This is a genomic window from Haloferax sp. SDI50 (assembly GCF_059802635.1).
This window is the reverse complement of sequence record NZ_JBPULL010000001.1, coordinates 1,952,270-1,971,682: the sequence shown is the minus strand read 5'-3', so window position 1 is coordinate 1,971,682 and position 19,413 is coordinate 1,952,270. Positions and strand designations below refer to the sequence as shown.

Here is a 19,413-nt window from a genome sequence, read left to right as displayed (position 1 = left end):
CGGACGGCCGCGAGGCCGCACTTCGGCGGCGGGTCGCGGCGTCAGTCGAGTCGGTCGGAACGGTCGTCGGCAGAGCGGTCGGGGCCGTCGTCGTCGATGCCATCGTCATCGGGTCCGTCGCCGTCGAGGCCGCCGTCGGTCGTCGGCGCGTCGAGTTCGGCGGACGGAGTGGTGTCAGCGCCGGTGCGCGCACCGTCGCGGTCCGCGGCGTCGTGGTCGACGGTGAACTCGGAGACGAGCGACATCAGCCGCTCGGACTGGGTGGCGAGGCGGTCCGCGCCGTCGGAAACCTCGCTGAGCGAGGCGGTCTGTTCCTCGGCCGCGGCCGCGACCGACTCGGCTCGCTCGGCGGTCTCGTCGCTGATATCGGACACGCGGTCCATCATCGACGCGACCTCCTCGGTCGAGGCGGCCTGCTCGTCGGTGGTCCGGCTGATTTCGTCGACGCCGTCGGTCGTCTCGCGGACGTTCTCGACGATGGTGTCGAGCGAGTCGCGGGCGGTCTGGACCGCGTCGACGCCGGAATCGACGGCGTCGCGCGTCTCGCGCATCTCGGAGACGGACGCCGCGGACTTCGCTTGGACCTCCTCGATGGTCGCCTCGATTTCCTCGGCGGAGGCCTTGGTCTCGCCGGCGAGCTCCTTGACCTCGTTGGCGACGACCGAGAAGCCCTCGCCCGCCTCGCCCGCCCGGGCGGCCTCGATGTTCGCGTTGAGCGCGAGGATGTTCGTCTGCTCCGCGATGTCGGTGATGAGTTCGACGATGTCACCGATTTCGGCCATGTCGCCTTCGAGGTCCTCGATGCGGTCGACCGTCCGGCGGGTCTGCGTCTCGACGGTCTCGATGGTGTCGATGGCGTTGGCGGCCGCCTCGTGGCCGTCCTCGCTCGCTTCGAGGGTGTGTTGGGCCGTGCGTTCGAGTTCGCTCGCCGAGGAGGCGACCTCCTCGATGGTCGCAGAGAGGTTGCTCGTCTCGCTCGTCGTCTGCCGGAGGTTCTCGCGCTGTTCGTGCGCGCCCTCGGCCATGACCTGCGTGGACTCGCTGACCTGCCGGCTCGCGCGCTCTATCTCCTGGGAACTCGCGGTGACTTCCTGGCTGGCCGCGGCGACGGTCTCGGCGAACTCGACGACCTCAGCGACGGTCGCTTCGAGTTCGTCGGCCATGTCGTTGAACGACCGCGCCATCTCGTTCATCGCGTCGTTGTCGGCGTCTTCGGACATCCGGCGCGTGAGGTCGCCGTCGGCGGCGTCCGCCATCGTCTCGCTGAACTCGGCGGCCGTCGCTTCGAGTTCGGTGATGAGGGCTTCGAGCTCCGTGTGCGTCTGCCCCATCGACTCACCGAACGACCCCGGAATGTCCTCGTCGAGGACGGGGTCGTCGAAGCGCTTGTCCGCGAGCGCCTCGGCCTGCCCGGCGACGGTCGTCAGATACGCCTGCATCGACTCGAAGGAGTCGTACAGCCGGCCCATCTCGTCGATGCGGGCGGTGTTCGGGAGGTCGCCGTCGACCTCGCCGTTGGCGATGTCGTCTGCGTTGCGGGCGACGACCGAGAGGGACCGCGCGGTGCCGCGACCGATGGTCGCCCCGACGAGGAACAGCGCGCCGACGGCGAACGCGACGAGGAACATCACGTTCGTCGTCACGTGCGACTGGAGCGCGAACGCCCGCTCGGCCGGGACGTGGTAGGTGAGCACCCAGTCGGTGCCGGTGATGGGCGCGTACGCCATCGCGTACTCGCCGGACTCCATGCCCGTGCGGGCGGAGACGACCTCGTAGCCGGTCTGGCCGGACAGCGCCGCGTCGATGGCCTCGATTGACGAGCCGTCGGCGGCCGCGTACTCGTCGAGGATGGACGCCTTGCGGTTGTCGAACAGGATGGTCCCGGACTCGGTGACGACCTTGGTGTCACCGGTCGCGTAGGGCGACTCGAACTGGTGGGAGCCGGCTTCGAGCGACGCCGTCAGGACGACCGCGCCGTCGGCCCCGGAGACGGGCGCGGCGAACGCGACGACCGGCTCGCCGCCGGATTCGTAGGGCGCGGAGACGGTCACGGACTGGCCCGACGCCAGCGCCGCGGCGTCGTCGGTCCACGGCGCGGACAGCGAGTCGAGCGACTGCCCGGTCGCGCTGTCGGTCGTGCTGGCGACGACCGCGCCGGTGTCGGCGTCGACGTAGTGGAGCGAGCGAACGTCGCCGGAGAGCTGGATGAGTTTCCCTTCGAGCCACCGCTGGTGGTCGGCCGCCGAGGTGCCCGCCGGCTGGTCGGCGAGCGATTCAGCGAGGAACGAGACGGTCGACTCCTTCGAGGTCACCCAGTCGGAGACCGACTTGGCCTCCGTCGACGCCGCGCCGCGAATCTGCGATTCGGTCTGCGACTCGACGACCGACTTCGTGTCGAAGTGGATGTACGCGCCCGCGCCGCCCATGACGACCGCGATGAGGAGGAGCACGACCCCGAACTTCGCCGCGTAGCGCCGGCGAATCACGTTCGGAAGCGCCCGTTCGAGCAGGCTCGTCAGCCGCGAAAACGGGTTCATTGTCCGCCTCCGGACTCGAAGAACTGGCGCTGGAGGAGTTCGACCTGCTCGACCGAGCCGTTGCGGACGCGCTCGACGAGGTACGAACTCAGCGGTTCGAGCGCTTCCGTGAGGTCGACCCCGCTCGACGCGCCCTGATAGTTCAGTTCGCGGCCGGCGTCGACGAGCGTCCGAACCCGGTCGAACTCGCCGACTGAGACGGTGTGGCCGGTCCCGCCGGAGACGGTCTGGAGAGCGTCGGCGATGGCCGGACCCGACGCCTCACCGGCGTACTCCGCCGCCGTCGCCATGAGGAACAGGGCGTCGTAGGCGTTCGCCGCGTAGGGCTGGAGCGGCGCGATGTCGGAGAGCCGCTGGGTGAGATGGAAGTAGCCGTCGGTCCGAACCGACGACAGCGAGGCGCTGTAAAACCCCTCGTAGTAGGGCGGAATCTCGCCGTCGAACAGGCCCGCCGAGAAGACCCACGGGGCCTCGTGGTCGGACGCGCCGTAGGCGTCGAGGACGCCCCGTTCCTGTCCGGGGACGCTGACGAAGCCGACCGCGTCGGGCGAGTCAGCGAACACCTCGTCTATGACGCCGCCGAAGGCCTCCGCGCTCGGGTCGTAGCTGACCTCAGTGACGACTTCCGCGTCGAGTTGGTCGCCGAGCGCGGTGCCGAGGTCGGAGCCGAAGGCCCCGTCGACGGTGAGGAGGGCGACCCGGTCGGCGTCGGCGTACTGCGGCGCGTCGAGAATCTTCGCCATCGCGGTCGCCTGGAGGCTGTCGCTCGGGACGGTCCGACCGAAGAACTTCCGACCGTCGGCGCGCCCGGCGTCCGAGAGGCGCGGATTCGTGCTCGCCGGCGACAGCTCCATGACGGCGTCGTCGGCCGCCTTCGGAGCGAGCGCGAGCGATACGTCGCTGACGAGGCCGCCGACGAAGCCGACGACGCCCGCGTCGGCCAGCGAGGCGTAGCCATCGGTCGCGACCGACGGGGACCCCTCGGTGTCCACGGTGGTCAGTTCGACCGGCCGCCCGAGCACGCCGCCGGCCCGGTTGATATCCTCGACCGCCTGCTCGGCGGCGCGCTTGCCGTGCGTTCCCACCTGCTCCAGCGACCCGCTGACGGGCAACATCGCCCCGAATCGAACGGGCTCCCCGGACTCCGTTCCGAACGTTCCCACGCACCCGGACAGCGAGCCGAGACCCACCGCGCCGGCGGCAGTGCGGAGAAACGTTCGTCTATCGTGCCTGACTGTCACAGATTCCCCGAAACAACTCCCGTATATAATTTTGGGGCGCCGATTATCATACGCGGTATCGTTAGAAGTATCGTCCAACATTAGACGTGAAGTATGGACGTAGTATCACACACCACGTCGAGTCGCCGCCGCGTCGGGCCGCCGCGAGTCGGGGCGGCGGCGACCCCGTCGGCCGAGGCATCGTAGCGTTTTATCCGCCGGCCCGCCCACGTGCGGACATGACTACTCAGGGAATCGTCGGACAGTTCCTCTCGTTGAAAGAGGAGACCGACGCCGACCTGCTCGCCATGCAGTGCGGCGACTTCTACGAGTTCTTCGCCGACGACGCCGAGACGGTCGGCCGCGAACTCGACCTCAAAGTCTCCCAGAAGTCCTCGCACGGGTCGTCGTACCCGATGGCGGGCGTGCCGCTGAACGACCTGACGCCCTACCTCAAGGCGCTCGTCGAGCGCGGCTACCGGGTCGCCGTCGCCGACCAGTACGAAACTGAGTCCGGCGACCTCCGCCGGGAGATAAAGCGCGTCGTCACGCCGGGCACGCTCCTCGAAACCTCCCGCGCCGACGCGCAGTTCCTCGCGGCCGTCGTGGCCGACGGCGACGGCGTCGGCCTCGCGTTCTCCGACATCACGACCGGCCAGTTCCTCGTCACCGAGGCCGCGACCGTCGACGACGCCGCGGCCGAACTCTACCGCTTTGCGCCCGTCGAAGTCCTCCCCGGCCCGGAACTGCGGAGCGACGACGAGACGCTCTCGCGCCTGCGCGAGGCCACCGACGCCTCCTTCTCGCTGTTCTCCACCGAGGCGTTCGCGCCGGGTCGCGCCCGCCACGCCGTCCGCGAGCAGTTCGGCGCGTCCACCGTCGACAGCGTCGGCCTCGACTCCGACCTCGCGACCCGCGCCGCCGGCGGCGTCCTCGCCTACGTCGAGGAGACGGGCGCGGGCGTCCTCCGGTCGATGACGCGCCTCCAAGTCTACCACCCGTCGGACCTGCTCGAACTCGACGCGACCACCCAGCGCAATCTCGAACTCATCGAGACGATGCACGGCGACCGCTCGGGGTCGCTGTTCGACACGATAGACCACACCGTCACCTCGCCCGGCGGCCGCCTCCTCCGCGAGTGGCTGACCCGCCCCCGGCGCGACCGCGACGAACTCGCCCGCCGACTCGACGCCGTGGGGTCCCTCGCGTCTGCCGCGCTCGCCCGCGAGCGCGTCCGCGAGGTGCTCGACGGAGCGTACGACCTCGAACGGCTCGCCTCCCGGTCGGCGTCCGGGAGCGCCGGCGCGTCAGAGCTGCTTTCGGTGCGCGACACGCTCTCGGTGCTTCCCGCCCTCGCCGACGCCATCGAGGGAACCGAACTCGCGGACTCCCCGCTCGCGGAAGTCGTCTCGCGGCCCGACCGAGACGCCGCGGCAGACCTCCGGACGGATCTCGCCGACGCGCTCGCCGAGGACCCGCCGAAGACGGTCACGCAAGGTGGGTTGTTCCAGACGGGCTACGACGACGAACTCGACGACCTCATCGAGCGCCACGAGTCGGCAAAGTCGTGGCTCGACACGCTCGCTGACCGCGAAAAGCGGGACCACGGCCTCTCGCACGTCACCGTCGACCGCAACAAGACCGACGGCTACTACATCCAGGTCGGCAAGTCGGTCGCGGACCAAGTGCCGGACCACTACCGGCAGATAAAGACGCTCAAGAACTCCAAGCGCTTCGTCACCGAGGAGCTAGAGGAGAAAGAACGCGAGATTCTCCGGCTCGAAGAGGCCCGCGGCGACCTCGAATACGAACTGTTCGAGGACCTCCGCGAGCGCGTGGCCCGGCACGCCGAACTCTTGCAGGACGTGGGCCGGACCATCGCCGAAGTGGACGCGCTGGCGTCGCTCGCGACCCACGCCGCCGGCAACGGGTGGACGCGCCCCGAACTCACCGAGGCCGGGGCGCTCGACATCGAGGCCGGTCGCCACCCGGTCGTGGAGACGACGACCGACTTCGTCCCGAACGACCTCCGCATGGACGACGACCGCGGCTTTCTCATCGTCACCGGGCCGAACATGTCCGGCAAATCGACGTACATGCGGCAGGCGGCGCTCATCACGCTCCTCGCGCAGGTCGGCAGTTTCGTGCCCGCTCGCTCCGCGACCGTCGGCGTCGTCGACGGCATCTACACCCGCGTCGGCGCGCTGGACGAACTCGCGCAGGGCCGCTCGACGTTCATGGTCGAGATGCAAGAGCTCTCGAACATTCTCCACTCGGCCACCGAGGACTCGCTCGTCATCCTCGACGAGGTGGGCCGCGGAACCGCGACCTACGACGGCATCTCCATCGCGTGGGCGGCCACCGAGTACCTCCACAACGAGGTGCGCGCGAAGACGCTGTTCGCCACGCACTACCACGAACTGACGAGCCTCGCGGACCACCTCGACCGCGTCGCCAACGTCCACGTCGCTGCCGACGAGCGCGACGGCGACGTGACGTTCCTCAGAACCGTCGTCGACGGCCCGACCGACCGAAGCTACGGGATTCACGTCGCCGATTTGGCGGGAGTTCCGCGCCCGGTGGTCGACCGCGCCGGCGACGTGCTGGACCGACTCCGCGAGGAGAAGGCAATCGAGGCGAAGGGCTCCGGCACCTCGGAGCCCGTGCAGGCCGTCTTCGACGTGGGGAGCGGCCGGATGAAGGTTGCCGAAGCCGGCGACGCTGGCGGCTCCGGCGGCGATTCGGCTGGCTCCGGCGCGCCCGCGAACGGCGCGACTGGACCGGGTGCGGCCGGAAACGGCTCGGTGGACGCGGCCGCGGCCGTCGAAGGGAGTTCTGAAGCGGACCGCGCCGGGACCGGGTCCGACTCCGAGGCCGAGGCCGCGCTGGACCCGGAGACGGAAGCCGTCCTCGACGAACTGCAATCGACCGACGTGAACGACACGTCGCCGCTGGACCTGATGGCGAAGGTGCAGGCGTGGCAGTCGAAGCTCGACGGCGGTGACGACGAATGAGCGACATCAAACAGCTCGACGAGAAGACCGTCCAGCGCATCGCCGCCGGCGAGGTGGTCGAGCGACCGGCCTCGGTCGTCAAAGAGCTGTTCGAAAACAGCCTCGACGCGGACGCGACGCGCATCTCCGTGGCCGTCGACGCCGGCGGGGTTGAGGGCGTCCGCATCCGCGACGACGGCGTCGGCATGAGCGAGGACGACCTCGAACTCGCCGTCCGCGAGCACACGACGAGCAAAATCGGTGACATCGAGGACCTCGAAGCCGGCGTCGGCACCCTCGGCTTCCGCGGCGAGGCGCTCCACACCATCGGCGCGGTGTCGCGGCTGACCATCCGGTCGAAGCCCCGCGGCGGCGACGTGGGCACCGAGTTGCAGTACGAGGGCGGCGAGGTCGAGTCGATTCGACCCGCCGGCTGTCCCGAGGGAACGGTCGTCGAAGTCGACGACCTGTTTTACAACACGCCCGCCCGCCGGAAGTTCCTCAAGACGACGGCGACCGAGTTCGACCACGTCAACGCGGTCGTCACGCACTACGCCCTCGCCAACCCGGACGTGGCCGTCTCGCTCGAACACGACGACCGCGAGGTGTTCGCCACCGAGGGCCGCGGCGACCTCCAGTCGACCGTGCTCTCGGTGTACGGCCGCGAGGTCGCGGAATCGATGGTTCCCGTGGACCACGACGCCCCCGGCGTCTCCGTCTCGGGCCTCGTGAGCCACCCCGAGACGACCCGGAGCACCCGCGACTACCTCTCGACGTTCGTCAACGACCGCTACGTCACCGACCGCGTGCTCCGCGAGGCCGTCCTCGACGCCTACGGCGGCCAACTCGACGCCGACCGCTACCCCTTCGCGGTGCTGTTCGTCGAGGTCGCGCCCGACGCCGTGGACGTGAACGTCCACCCGCGGAAGATGGAGGTCCGCTGGGACGACGAAGCCGGCGTCAAACGCGAGGTGACCGAAGCGGTCGAAGACGCCCTGTTAAGCCACGGTCTCGTCCGGTCGTCGGCCCCGCGAGGCCGGTCGAAAGCCGACGAAGCGGCCATCGAACCCGGTTCGTCGAGCGGCGACGCCGACGCGGCGCAACTGGACTCTCACGAGGTCCGCGACTCGGAGTCGGGTGACGAATCGGAGGATGGCGACGCCCCGTCCGCGCGGGACGTGCAGTCGGCGCGGGAGGCCCGCGAATCGGGCGCTCGGGCGGACTCGACCGCGACCGACGGCCCGGAGGCGACCGACGACGCCGACCCGGACACCACACCTGCAACTGAACGACACTCGGGCGTCGAGTCCGGCGACCCCGCTGCCGGCGACGGCTCCGATGCGTCCGCCGAGGCTACGGAGTCGTCCGGCCCGACCTCGGTGCCGTCGTCCGCGCCGCCGACGCCACCCCGCGAGTACGACCTCGCGCCGGGGCCGGAGACGACCGAGCAGTCGTCGCTTTCGACCGACGACGGGAGCGAATCGAGGTCGGCACCGGACGAGGCGTCGTCGGCCGACTCGGGGGCGGACGACAACGCGCCCCGAAGCAGCCCCTCGCGCATCGCCGCGCCGACGACCCAGCGCGACCTCTCGGGCGAGGAAGCGGACCTCTCGCCGGAGTTCGACTCGCTGCCGCCGATGCGAATCATCGGCCAACTCGCGGACACCTACATCGTCGCCGAGACCGACGAGGGGCTGGTGCTCGTCGACCAGCACGCCGCCGACGAGCGCGTGAACTACGAGCGCCTGCGAGGCGAGGTCGAAGGCGACACGCCGACGCAGGCGCTGGCCGAGCCGGTCGACCTCGAACTCACCGCGCGGGAGGCGACGCTGTTCGAGGAGTACCGCGAGGCGCTGGCGCAGGTGGGTTTCCACGCCGGGCGGACCGGCGAGCGGACCGTCTCGGTGCGCACCGTCCCGGCGGTGTTCGACGCCGCGCTCGACCCCGAACTGCTCCGGGACGCGCTGACGGCGTTCGTCCGCGAGGAGGTCGACGGCGGCCGGAAGACCGTCGACGCCGTCGCCGACGAACTGCTGTCGGACCTCGCGTGTTACCCCTCGATTACGGGCAACACGTCGCTGCGGGAGGGCTCCGTGCTCGACCTGCTCGCGGCGCTCGACGACTGCGAGAACCCCTACGCCTGCCCCCACGGTCGCCCGGTCATCGTCGAGTTCGACCGCGACGAAATCGCCTCCCGATTCGAGCGCGACTACCCCGGTCACGGCGGGCGGCGACGCGAGGAGTAGCCCGAGTGGGTCAGTCGACGTGGCCGTCTGGTCACGCTGGTCTCGCCACCTATCCCGATTCTCGGAACCGATAGCCGCGGCGAGGATTCAAGTCCGGGCACCGAGACGGTGGAGGCGATGAACCCGCTGGTCGTTCTGGGCGTCTGCTTCGGGCCGCTGGTGCTCGTCGTCTCGTATCTCTTCACCGCGGCGACGGGGCCGAGCGTCCCCCCGTGGGCCGACGCGGCCGGGCAGGCGATTCGGCTCTACGGGACGGTGGCCGCCGTGGTCGTCGGCCCGCTAGCGCTGCACGCCGACCGACTGGACCTCGCCCGCGAGAGCGACTGGGTTCCCTCGCCCGTCTACTACCTGATTGCGGTTCCGTTCTTGAGCATCCCCATCGCGTTCATCTATCTCGTCCGGCGGCTGACGGCCGCGTGAGCCGGCCGCAAGGGCGGCCGAATCAACCGCGGGCGCGAACCTCGTCGGCAACGCCGGACGTTTATATCGCGCCCGCGAACGGCCGTCCATGACAGCACTCGTGACCTTCGGCGAGACGATGCTTCGGCTGTCGCCGCCGCGTGGCGAGCGACTCGAAACCGCCCGCGAACTCGAAGTACAGGCGGGCGGCGCGGAGTCGAACGTCGCCGTCGCCGCCGCCCGACTCGGCCGGGACGCCGCGTGGTTCTCGAAGCTCCCGGACTCGCCGCTCGGCCGGCGAATCGTCAGCGAACTCCGGAGCCACGGCGTCGACACCGACGGCGTCGCCTGGACCGACGACGCGGACGCCCGACAGGGCGTCTACTACCTCGAACACGGGGCGTCACCGCGCCCGACGAACGTCGTCTACGACCGCGCCGACGCGGCCGTGACGACGCTGGGGACGGGCGAGTTCGACCTCGACGCCGTCCGCGACGCCGAGGTGTGTTTCACGAGCGGCATCACGCCCGCGCTCTCCGAGACGCTCTCCGAGACCACCGCCGACGTGCTCGACGCGGCGCAGGACTCCGGGACGACGACCGCCTTCGACCTGAACTACCGGACGAAACTCTGGTCGCCCGACGAGGCGGCCGAAGTCTACCGCGACCTGCTCGACTCGGTCGACCTGCTTTTCGCCGCCGAACGCGACGCGGCGACCGTCCTCGGGCGCGACGGCGACGCCGAGTCGGTCGCCCGCGGGCTCGCCGAAGACTACGACATCGAAACCGTCGTCGTCACCCGCGGCGAGGAAGGGTCGCTCGCGGTGTCCGACGGCGCGGTGTCCGAACAGGGCGTCTACGAGGCGGAGACGTACGACGCCATCGGCACCGGCGACGCCTTCGTCGGCGGCTATCTCGCAAAGCACCTCGACGGGGGAAGCGTGGCCGAGTCGCTGGAGTGGGCCTCGGCGACGGCGTCGTTCAAGCGGACCGTCGAGGGCGACATCGCCGTCGTCACCCCCGAGGACATCGAGCGCGTCGTCGCGGAGGAGGGCGACGGAATCTCGCGGTAGGGCCGCCGAGCCGTCAACGAAATCGGACGACTGACCGACGATAACGATTCTCCGTCACAGTCGAAGGGTCAGATTCAAACCCGCCACGAAGATAATCGATTTCGGTAATGGCAACACTCTCGTTCGAACCGCTGACGTACGACGACATCCCGGAGGCCGAGCGGCCGTCGCTCGCGCAGGCGCTCGTCCCCGTCGTCGGGATGCTCGTCTTCCTGAGCGTCGGCGTCATCTGGCTCGGACTCGACCCGCAGTTGCCGCTTCTGTGGGGCATCATCCTCACCGGCGCGGTGGGTCGCTACTGGCTGGGGCTACCGTGGACCCGGCTCTCGGCGGGCATCCGCGACGGCATCAACATGGGGCTGTCGGCGCTTCTCATCCTGCTCGTCGTCTACATGCTCATCTCGACGTGGACCGCCGCGGGGACGATTCCCGCGCTCATCTACTACGGCCTCGACTTCCTGTCGCCGGCGGTGTTCCTCCCCGTGGCGACGCTGCTTTCGGCCGTGGTCACCTTCGCCATCGGCTCGTCGTGGACGACCGCCGCGACGCTGGGCGTCGCCTTCATCGGCATCGGCTCGGGGCTGGGGATGCCCGACGCGATGACCGCCGGCGCGGTTCTGACGGGCGCGTACACCGGCGACAAGGTGTCGCCGTTTTCCGACACGACGAACCTCGCGGCCGCCGTCACGAACACCGAACTCCTGACTCACGTCCGGACGATGCGCGTCGGGACGGCCATCGCGCTGGCAATCTCGCTCGTCGCCTACGCCGCCCTCGGCCTCACGGCGAGCGGGAGCATCCCGGCCGGGCGCGTCGCAGAAATGCAGGCGGCCATCGCCGGGACGTACGCCGTGACGCCGCTCGTGTTCGCGCCGCTCGTCGTGACGTTCGTCCTCGCGCTCCGGGGGTATCCCGCCTTACCGTCTATCGTCGCGGGCGTTGTCGCCGGGACGTTCACCCAACTGTTCGTCCAAGGCCCCGTCGCGGTCGACACCTTCGTCGGCGCGTGGAACGTCGCTTTCGCGGGCACCGCGCCCTCGACGGGCGTCGAGACGGTCGACTCGCTGCTCGCCTCCGACGGCCTGCTCGGGTCGGCGTGGACGATGACGGTCATCCTCGCGTCGCTGTCGCTCGGCGGGATTCTCGAACGAACCGGCTCCATCGCCGTCCTCGCACACCACCTGCGACGGGTGCTCACCTCGGTCGCCTCGCTGACGGTCGGGACGGCCGCTTCGTCGCTGGCGATGAACGCCATCGCGGCCGACCAGTACATGAGCATCGTCGTCCCCGGGATGAGCTTCCGCGGCCTCTACGACGACTTCGACCTCGAAAGCCGGAACCTCTCGCGGGCCATCGAGTCCGCGGGGACGACCACGAGCGCGCTCATCCCGTGGGGGACCGGCGGCGCGTACATGGCCGACGTGCTCGGCGTGCCGACGCTCCAGTACGCGCCCTACTACTTCCTCGGCTTCCTCTCGCCGCTCATCCTCGTGGCGATGGGGCTGTCGGGATGGCGAGTCACGGAACAGGGCTCCGACACCGACGCCGGTCTCCGCGGTGCGGTCGCGTCCTTCGGCGGCGACGACTGAGCGAGCGCCGAGATGCGCGGGCGACGACCCGCTGGCAGCGACCTCCGGCGGCGACCTCCCCCGGCGACCCACCGACGACGACCCCCCGCGGTCGCCGGGCGACCGGCAGGCGTATTTCCGTTCGTCCAGTAGCCGCGGACATGGAGGTCACGACGGCCGGCCGATTTCGGGTCTATCGCAGTCCGCGCGACGGAGACGAACTCCTCTTGCTCGAACTCCCCGACGAGCGCGTCGACTGGACCGACCCGGCCGTCGAGACCGACGCCGACGACGCCTACTCTCCGACCTACGTCCCGCGAACGGGCTACGACGGCGACCTCGCAGCGCGCGTTTCGGCGCTCGAACCCGGCAACGAAATCGAGGCCACGCTGCGCTGGGACGACGGCGACCCGCAGTTCGACGAACTGTCGGTCCGCGACCGGACCCGGTTCCGGTTCGTCGGGGCCGCGACGGGGCTGTTCGAGGCCGCCCGCGAGACGTGGCGGGCGACCGGCGACGGCGAGGCCATCGGGTCGCGCGTCACCTACGGGACCGACGGCGACCCCAACGCCGTGCTCTACGTCTTCGCGAAACAGCCCGGCGCGCGCGACCTGTTCGACGAGTTCGGCGACGGCGTCGTCCCCGTGGACCCGCTTTTGGACCGCCTCGACGACGAGACCGACGCGCCGGACGCGCCCCGCGAGGTGTTCGTTCTGCGCCCCCTCGACGAGGAGTTCGTCCTCGTCGCCATCGCGCTCGACCGCGAAGGGCTGTTCGCGCGGACGATGCGCGATACCTACTGCTGACGCCGCAGAGTCGCGGGCGGCGACGCCGACCCGCCGCGGTCCACTCGGTCACTCGTCACCGTCGCTCGACGCGCGGGAACCGCACTCCGAACACCGATAGACGGTTCGCCAGCCGCCGCCGGTGACGAACCGCCGTCGAAACGAGTGTCTCGCGCCGCAGTCGTCGCAGACCGTCGGCGGTCCGGCCGGGTCGGAAGAGTCGCGCATACGCCGAATCGTGGCGGCTGCGACCTAAATCTCACCGCCGACCGATATCGACGGGAGAGTGGCCGGTCGAGTTCGAAGGGCTCGGCAGAAAAGCCGGGCGACGAGGCGCGTCAGTCCTCTTGGGTCCAGCGCTGGTAGATCGCGGAGCCGCCGAGGACGGCGAAGACGAGCGAGCCGAGACCGGGCGCGCCAACGGCCGAGATGACGGGGACGCCGACGGCGACGGCAATCATGAGGACGATGCCGAGCGCGGCGAGGGCGGCGTAGTACTCGCTCCACGAGAGTTCGCCCTCGGGGACGACCTCCATGTAGACCGTCACGTCGCCCGCCTCGGCCAGCGAGACGACTTTCGACTCCTCGTCGTAGTTCACGATGTCCAGTTCAGCGAGTTTCGGGATGTGGGTCTGTTGCAGCGAGACGTAGGCGCTCTGCCGGATGTTCCGCGGGGGCGGCGACTCCCCGGTCTCGGCTTCCGCGATGCGCTCCGAGAGTTCGCGGAGCGTCAGGTCGCCGCCTTGGAGGAACTCGATAGCCATCCGACGGCGGTCGTTACTCAGTACCTCGTGAATACGCGTCTCGGAGAGTCCGGGTTCGGATGTTGTCGCCATACGAGGATTCGATCGGTTTGTGACTGGTCGCTTCTCCTATATCAACGGTTCGCCTCCGGTATCGAAATCAAAAACGTCGACGGCGACCGAATCACCCGACAGGACTCCCGTCAGCCGCGTTTCGGGTCGGATTGGCGACAGCTGTCAGCCGGGCGTCGGCCACAAGAACCATCTACTGGGAGATTCGCACGCCCCGCGAGCGTCGACGACTCGGTGCTGCGGGCGACGACGTTACGGGCATCGTCGAGGGTGAGGACGGACCGCGGCGCGCCGCCCAGCGCGCGAGAAGTCGGGCCGCGCGGCCGGCGTCCCCTCAGTCGTCGTCAGAGACGGTACCGGCCGACGACCCGTCCGGCGACCCGCCGAGCATATTCTCCCGGAGGTCGGATTCGATGGCCTCCAGCGACCGCCCCTTCGTCTCGGGGACGAACCGATAGGTGAACGCGAGCGCGACGGCGCTCAGCGCCGCGAACACCCAGAACGTCCCCGCGGTCGTGATTTCTGCGACCATGACGGGGAAGGCGAGCGACACCGCGAGGTTCGCCACCCAGTTGAACACCGTGACGACGCCCATGGCCGTCCCGCGGACCTTCAACGGGTAAATCTCGGAGATGAGAAGCCAGAACACCGGGCCGAGACCGACGGCGAAAAAGGCCACGTAGAGCATGAGGCTCCCGGTGGCGACCGTGCCGACGAATCCCGAAAAGCCCGGCAGGTAGAACGCCGCGCCGAGCGCGACGAGCGTGAGCGTCATCCCCGCGAGGCCGACCGAAAGCAGCGGGCGGCGGCCCCGACGGTCGATGAGAACGACCGCGACGACGGTCATGACGACGTTGACGACGCCGATGCCGACCGTGGCGAGGATGGACGCCGAGGACTCGAAGCCGGTCGATTCGAGAATCGTCGGCGCGTAGTAGATGACCGTGTTGATGCCGGTGACCTGCTGGAGGACGGCGAGGCCGACGCCGACGACGAGCGCCGGGCGCATCCACGGTTCGAGGAGGTCGAGCAGGCCGCCGTCTTCCGCCTCGATGGTCTCGTTAATCTCTGCGAGTTCGGCCCGAATCTGGTCGTCGGTGCGGGTCCGCGAGAGCACGTCGCGGGCCTTCGACTCCCGGTCGTGTTCGACCAGCCAGCGGGGGCTCTCGGGCATGAACACCATCCCGGCCGCGAGGATAACGGCGGGCACCATGCCGGTGCCGAGCATCCAGCGCCACTGCCCGCCGTCGGCGAAGGCGTAGTTGACGAAGTACGACGAGAGGATGCCGACCGTGACCGCGAGCTGGTTCAGCGAGACCAGCGAACCGCGAATCTTCGGCGGCGCAATTTCGGAGAGATACAGCGGGCCGACGATGGAAGCGAAGCCGATGGCGACGCCGTCGATGAGTCGCCCGACGACGAGCACCTCGACGGTCGGCGCGATAGCCATCACCAGCGAGCCGACGAAGAAGACGACAGCGCTGACGAGGATGAGCCGCCTGCGACCCCAGCGGTCGGCGAGGTAGCCGCCGAGCGCCGCGCCGAGTGCCGCGCCCGCCAGCGCGCCGCTGACGACGATACCCTCGACCAGCGGCGTCATCGTGAACGCGTCTCTGATGTAGAGGAACGCGCCGGAGATGATGCCCGTGTCGAACCCGAACAGGAGTCCGTTGAGGGCGGCGAGCGCGGCCGTCACGTAGACGAACCGGTTTCGACTGTCCGCCCCGGGTGCGTCAGTATCGACTGTCATAAATTGTACTCGTTCGTTACATATTCGACACCGAGTTAGAAATTCTTCGACATATTACCAATAGTTGAACATTAACAAAAGCAGTTTAACGTTAAGATTTGCGGCGCGTAACGACCTGTCGCATCGAAATGCCGACCACTCTCGAGCATATATCAATAATGATTATTATTTTTTGTTCCGTTTATCCTCTCCGGTCTTCCTGACACGTCTCCGACGAGAAGACTCAACAGGTCGCGGCGACGACATCGGACGATGAGCGACGCCGTCCCCATCGTCATCTACACGCGCACGGAGTGCCACCTCTGCGACGAGGCCGAAGCGACCGTCCGCGAGGTCGCAGACGAGGTGGATGTCACGGTCGATATCGACCTCGTGAACGTCGATACCGACGAGGAACTCCGCGAGAAGTACGGAGAGCGCGTCCCCTACGTCTACGTCGACGGCCGACCGGCGTTCAAGTTCCGAGTCGATGCCGACCGACTCGGGGAGAAGCTGACCGCGGCGCGGTCGCTCGACTGAATCAACGGGACGGAAGGAGACGGGGCGAAACGGGCCTACGCCTATCACCTCGGCGCACCTTTTGGTACACATGGAAGCTGATAGACAACTCCTCGGACAGGCGCGGGAGCGACTCGACGGATGGACGTACACGGCCCGCGACCGGGCGTACCGCGAGCTGTTCGCCGGTGACGACGCCGCCGTCACGGCCGAGGAACGGCAGCTTCTCGACGAGGTGGACGCGGAACTCGCGGGCGACGGCGACGACGGGCTCTGGGGAGCCGACGAGTACGCCGTCGTCATGGGCCATCCGAAGAACCACCCGATTTCGGTCGTCTGCACCCGCCACCCGGAGATTCCGTCGTCGTGGTCGCGGGGCGGCGAGAGCCTGACCGAGCCGGAGCGCGAGCAGTTCAACGACCTCCTGTGGGACTACTGCGAGCGCGTCCGCCGGTACGTCCAAGACGAGGTCAACGAGTTCGTCGGCGTCGCGGGCGTCCTCGAGGAGTAGCCGGCGTCGCGGCGGCCGATGCCCGGCGTCGAAACGGTTCCGGGAGCCGCGACGCCCCGCGTTCACCCCGATTCCGACGGTGTGAGAACGAATCCCGCATTCAAGCCCGCGGAGACCCTATCAGTCGACCATGAGCGATAACGAACCGTTGGACGCCATCCGTGAGTTCGAACACGACGGAACCACGTACAAGATGGCGGACCTGACCGTACTCGAAGAACAGGGCCTCTGCGAACTCGACAGGCTCCCGGTGAGCATCCGCATCCTCCTGGAGTCCGTCCTGCGAAACGTCGACGGCGACATCGTCACCGAAGACGACGTGCGAAACGCCGCCTCGTGGGAACCGGACGTGCCGAACGTCGAAGTCCCGTTCACGCCGTCTCGCGTGGTGTTGCAGGACCTCACGGGCGTGCCAGCGGTCGTCGACCTCGCGGCGCTCCGGTCGGCCGCCGACCGCGCCGGTAAGGACCCGAAACTCGTCGAACCCGAGGTTCCCTGCGACCTCGTCATCGACCACAGCGTGCAGGTGGACTTCTTCGGCTCGTCCGACGCCTACGAGAAGAACGTCGAGTTGGAGTACGAGCGCAACGCCGAGCGCTACAAGGCGCTCAAGTGGGCGCAGAACGCCTTCGACAACTTCAGCGTCGTCCCGCCGGGCACGGGCATCGTCCACCAAGTGAACCTCGAACATCTCGGGCGGGTCGTCCACGACCGCGAGTGGCGCGGCGACCGCTGGCTCCTCCCCGACACGCTCGTCGGCACCGACAGCCACACGCCCATGATAGGCGGTATCGGCGTCGTCGGCTGGGGCGTCGGCGGCATCGAGGCCGAGGCGGCGATGCTCGGCCAGCCCATCACGATGAAGCTCCCCGAGGTCGTCGGTGTCAGACTCGACGGCGAACTGCCGGAGGGCGCGACCGCGACCGACCTCGTGTTGCACGTCACCGAACAGCTCCGCGAGGTCGGCGTCGTCGACCGCTTCGTCGAGTTCTTCGGCCCCGGCGTGGGGAACCTGTCTGTTCCCGACCGGGCGACTATCTCCAACATGGCCCCCGAACAGGGCTCGACTATCAGCGTCTTCCCGGTGGACGAGTCGACGCTGGACTACCTCGAACTGACGGGCCGCGAGCCCGAACACATCGAACTCGTCCGCAAGTACCTCGAATCGCAGGGGCTCTTCGGTGAGCAACACCCCGAGTACACGGAGACAGTCGAGGTGGACCTCTCGGCGGTCGAACCGAGCCTCGCCGGGCCGAAGCGCCCGCAGGACCGCGTCGCCATGGGCGACATGAAGACGCACTTCCGCGAACTCCTCTACGGCGAGTTCGAGGAGGTCGTCGACGACGTGGACGAGGAGGCAATCACTCGCTGGCTCGGTGAGGGAGGCGACGGCGGCGAGCTCGCGGGCGACGGCGGGACGCTGACCGAGACGCCCGAGGCGGCCCCGGAAGAACCCGACCTCGGTGAGCTAACCAAGCGCGTCGAAGTCGACCTCGGCGGCGAGACGGTCGAAATCGGCCACGGGAGCGTCGTCGTCAGCGCCATCACGTCCTGTACGAACACCTCGAACCCCTCGGTCATGGTCGCCGCGGGCCTCCTCGCGCGTAACGCGCTGGAGAAGGGCCTCGACGTGCCCGAGTACGTGAAGACGAGCCTCGCGCCGGGGAGTCGCGTCGTCACGGAGTACCTGAAGAAGGCCGACCTGCTCCCGCATCTCGAAGCGCTCGGCTACGACGTGGTCGGCTACGGCTGTACGACCTGCATCGGCAACGCCGGGCCGCTGCCCGAACCCATCGAGAACGCCATCGACGAACACGGCCTGTGGACGACGAGCGTCCTCAGCGGCAACCGCAACTTCGAGGCGCGCATCCACCCGAAGATTCGCGCGAACTACCTCGCCAGCCCGCCGCTGGTCGTCGCCTACGGCCTCGCCGGGCGGATGGACATCGACCTCGAAACCGACCCGCTCGGCACCGACGACGACGGCAACGCCGTCTACCTCGCGGACATCTGGCCGGACGCCGACGAGATTCGGGAGACCATCCACGACAGCGTCGACCCCTCGATGTTCCGCGAGAAGTACGCCGAGGTGTTCGAGGGCGACGAGCGCTGGGAAGCGCTCGAAGCGCCGACCGGCGACGTGTACGACTGGGACGACGAGTCGACCTACATCCGCGAGCCGCCGTTCTTCACGGACTTCCCGCTGGAGAAACCCGGCGTCTCCGACATCGAAGACGCTCGCTGTCTGCTGACGCTCGGCGACACGGTGACGACCGACCACATCAGCCCGGCCGGGCCGTTCGGGTCGAAGCTCCCGGCCGGCCAGTGGCTCATGGACCACGGCGTCGACCCCGTGGACTTCAACACCTACGGCTCCCGCCGCGGCAACCACGAGGTGATGATGCGCGGGACGTTCGCCAACGTCCGCATCGAAAACCGGATGCTCGACGACGTGGAGGGCGGCTACACGATTCACCACCCGACGGGCGAGGAGACGACCGTCTTCGAGGCCAGCCAGCGCTACCGCGAGGAGGGGACCCCGCTCGTCGTCCTCTCGGGCGTCGAGTTCGGGACCGGCTCCAGCCGCGACTGGGCGGCGAAGGGCACCGACCTCCTCGGCGTGCGCGCGACCATCGCCGAGAGCTACGAGCGCATCTACCGCGACAATCTCGTCGGCATGGGCGTCCTCCCGCTCCAGTTCGAAGCCGGCGACTCGTGGGAGTCGCTCGGCCTCGACGGCTCCGAGCAGTTCGACATCCGCGGCCTCGACGACGGCCTCGAAGTCAACGACGAACTGACGGTTATCGCCACGAAAGACGACGGAACCGAAATCGAGTTCGACGTGACCGCGCAGGTCGGTACGCCCGCCGCGGTGACGTACGTCGAACACGGCGGCATCCTCCACTACGTGCTCCGTCGCCTCCTGACCGAGAACTGACGCCGGGAGGCGGTCAGCGGCTGCACCGGAGAGCCGAATCGGGGGACTGAGTCGGGGTGCCACCCCGACCGCGTTCGACCC

Annotated in this window: 14 protein-coding genes; 9 read left to right on the top strand and 5 right to left on the bottom strand. The window is 68.9% G+C overall.

Annotated features, from left to right (window positions below):
• Window positions 1-41: 41 nt before the first annotated feature.
• Window positions 42-2,537 (bottom strand): methyl-accepting chemotaxis protein, encoded by a 2,496-nt coding sequence (locus tag ACSR87_RS10380; RefSeq protein WP_498530408.1) that lies wholly within the window; start codon window positions 2,535-2,537, stop codon window positions 42-44.
• Window positions 2,534-3,712 carry an ABC transporter substrate-binding protein gene (locus ACSR87_RS10375; protein WP_498531056.1) on the bottom strand — a complete coding sequence of 393 codons (1,179 nt, stop codon included), beginning with the start codon at window positions 3,710-3,712 and terminating at the stop codon, window positions 2,534-2,536. The genes ACSR87_RS10380 and ACSR87_RS10375 overlap by 4 nt, the downstream gene beginning before the upstream one ends.
• Window positions 3,713-3,996: 284 nt before the next feature.
• On the opposite strand from ACSR87_RS10375, the gene mutS reads away from it, so the two are divergent.
• The 6 genes from mutS to ACSR87_RS10345 all read left to right on the top strand — a co-directional run bounded on the left by mutS (window position 3,997) and on the right by ACSR87_RS10345 (window position 12,841).
• Entirely contained in the window at window positions 3,997-6,771 is a 2,775-nt protein-coding gene (gene mutS / locus ACSR87_RS10370; RefSeq protein WP_498530407.1) for a DNA mismatch repair protein MutS, read from the top strand.
• Window positions 6,768-8,996, top strand: coding sequence for a DNA mismatch repair endonuclease MutL (gene mutL / locus ACSR87_RS10365; protein ID WP_498530406.1), 2,229 nt, complete (start codon window positions 6,768-6,770; stop codon window positions 8,994-8,996). The genes mutS and mutL overlap by 4 nt, the downstream gene beginning before the upstream one ends.
• Window positions 8,997-9,113: 117 nt before the next feature.
• Window positions 9,114-9,416, top strand: coding sequence for a hypothetical protein (locus tag ACSR87_RS10360; RefSeq protein WP_004044381.1), 303 nt, complete (start codon window positions 9,114-9,116; stop codon window positions 9,414-9,416).
• 88 nt (window positions 9,417-9,504) lie between these two features.
• Window positions 9,505-10,467: a bifunctional 2-dehydro-3-deoxygluconokinase/2-dehydro-3-deoxygalactonokinase gene (gene kdgK1, locus ACSR87_RS10355; protein WP_498530405.1), complete on the top strand. Its 963-nt coding sequence runs from the start codon at window positions 9,505-9,507 to the stop codon at window positions 10,465-10,467.
• Between the two features lie 107 nt (window positions 10,468-10,574).
• Window positions 10,575-12,056 carry an arginine/ornithine antiporter ArcD gene (arcD, locus tag ACSR87_RS10350; RefSeq protein WP_498530404.1) on the top strand — a complete coding sequence of 494 codons (1,482 nt, stop codon included), beginning with the start codon at window positions 10,575-10,577 and terminating at the stop codon, window positions 12,054-12,056.
• Between the two features lie 140 nt (window positions 12,057-12,196).
• A complete protein-coding gene (locus tag ACSR87_RS10345; RefSeq protein WP_498530403.1) occupies window positions 12,197-12,841 on the top strand; it encodes a DUF6663 family protein in 645 nt (214 codons plus the stop codon).
• A 48-nt stretch (window positions 12,842-12,889) separates the two neighbouring features.
• Here the strand turns inward: ACSR87_RS10345 and ACSR87_RS10340 are convergent, their stop codons facing one another.
• From ACSR87_RS10340 to ACSR87_RS10330, 3 genes are all read right to left on the bottom strand, one after another.
• Entirely contained in the window at window positions 12,890-13,048 is a 159-nt protein-coding gene (locus ACSR87_RS10340) for a hypothetical protein (RefSeq protein WP_498530402.1), read from the bottom strand.
• A 110-nt stretch (window positions 13,049-13,158) separates the two neighbouring features.
• Window positions 13,159-13,656, bottom strand: coding sequence for a DUF7344 domain-containing protein (locus ACSR87_RS10335; protein ID WP_498530401.1), 498 nt, complete (start codon window positions 13,654-13,656; stop codon window positions 13,159-13,161).
• 313 nt (window positions 13,657-13,969) lie between these two features.
• Entirely contained in the window at window positions 13,970-15,385 is a 1,416-nt protein-coding gene (locus ACSR87_RS10330) for a sugar porter family MFS transporter (protein WP_498530400.1), read from the bottom strand.
• Window positions 15,386-15,637: 252 nt separating this feature from the next.
• On the opposite strand from ACSR87_RS10330, the gene ACSR87_RS10325 reads away from it, so the two are divergent.
• From ACSR87_RS10325 to ACSR87_RS10315, 3 genes are all read left to right on the top strand, one after another.
• Entirely contained in the window at window positions 15,638-15,904 is a 267-nt protein-coding gene (locus tag ACSR87_RS10325; protein WP_498530399.1) for a glutaredoxin family protein, read from the top strand.
• A 70-nt stretch (window positions 15,905-15,974) separates the two neighbouring features.
• Window positions 15,975-16,394: a DUF7539 family protein gene (locus tag ACSR87_RS10320; RefSeq protein ID WP_498530398.1), complete on the top strand. Its 420-nt coding sequence runs from the start codon at window positions 15,975-15,977 to the stop codon at window positions 16,392-16,394.
• Window positions 16,395-16,524: 130 nt separating this feature from the next.
• A complete protein-coding gene (locus tag ACSR87_RS10315) occupies window positions 16,525-19,332 on the top strand; it encodes an aconitate hydratase (RefSeq protein ID WP_498530397.1) in 2,808 nt (935 codons plus the stop codon).
• The last annotated feature ends 81 nt before the right edge of the window (window positions 19,333-19,413 follow it).